This window comes from Cupriavidus sp. SK-3 (assembly GCF_000611145.1).
Lineage (GTDB): Bacteria > Pseudomonadota > Gammaproteobacteria > Burkholderiales > Burkholderiaceae > Cupriavidus.
In genome coordinates this window covers 1-1009 of record NZ_JFJV02000208.1, presented here as the reverse complement: position 1 = coordinate 1009, position 1009 = coordinate 1, and the positions used below count along the sequence as shown (strand labels likewise).

The window sequence follows — 1009 nt, the reverse complement described above, 5'->3', positions numbered from 1 at the left end:
GGTCCCGACGAGCAGATCGTGGGCGATCCGGCCTGGGGCGAGAACATCCGCTGGAGCTTCGACACGGACGGCGCGAATCACCTGTATGTGAAGCCGAACGGGCCCGGTCTGGTCAACACGCTGTCGGTCAATACCAACAAGCGCAGCTACGAGTTCACGCTGGTGTCCTCGCCGCTGGGCGGGATCTTCTACCAGAAGGTGCGCTTCCGCGTTCAGGCCCCATTAGGCGCCAAGTCGAAGGCGCGCGCCGAGCAGTCGGGGGCGCCGGAAGAGCGCGATGGCGGCGCGGCGCTGCCCGATGCGGTTGCGGTTTCCCCCGACAAGCTGAATTTCGACTATGGCGTGTCGGGTAGCGCGAGTTTCAAGCCCGAGACGGTGTTTGACGACGGCAAGGCAATCTGGATGCGCATGCCCAAGGCCGCCGATTGGCCGGTGGCGCTGGTCAAGGACGGTAGCGACTATGTGGTGGCGAACTTTATCCGGCGCGGCGACTTCCTTGTGCTGCAGCGTCTGGCCGACGAGGTCGCGCTGCGCTCGGGCGATACCGAAGTGACGGTGCAGCGCGGCAAGCGCCGCATCCTTGGCCTGTTCTGAGCGAGGCGCGCACCGTGAAGCAGCCCGTGACTGACGTTTCCGACGCGAAGACGCGCCTGACCAGCGGCAAGGTGCCGCGCAACATCGTCACCACCCTCGGCGTGGTGGCGGCGGTGGCGGTGGGTACGCTCGGCTATTTCTACCAGAGCGGCATGGAGTCGGACCAGGCTAAGGAGGCCGAAGCGAAAAAGGCCAAGAAGCTGCAGGAGCGCACCAGCAGCCCGGACAGCGGCGGACTGGACCAACTCATCCGACAGCAGCAGGAGGAAGCGCGCAGGCTGGCGGCACTGCAGGGGGCATTGGCCACCAAGGCCGAGCCGGCAAGCAAGGCCCCGGTCATGACGGCAAAGGATTTCGTGCAGCCGCCCGCGACGCCGGCCACCGGTGAGCTGGCCAAGGCGAATGACACGGATAC

At 66.2% G+C, this 1009-nt stretch carries 1 protein-coding gene and 1 pseudogene; both read left to right on the top strand.

Annotated features, from left to right (window positions below; translation table 11 throughout):
- The coding region (locus tag CF70_RS20035; RefSeq protein ID WP_035868456.1) for a TrbG/VirB9 family P-type conjugative transfer protein at window positions 1-594 on the top strand (594 nt) is incomplete at its 5' end.
- 26 nt (window positions 595-620) lie between these two features.
- A pseudogene (locus CF70_RS20030) lies at window positions 621-1009 on the top strand (conjugal transfer protein TrbI); the annotation flags it as partial.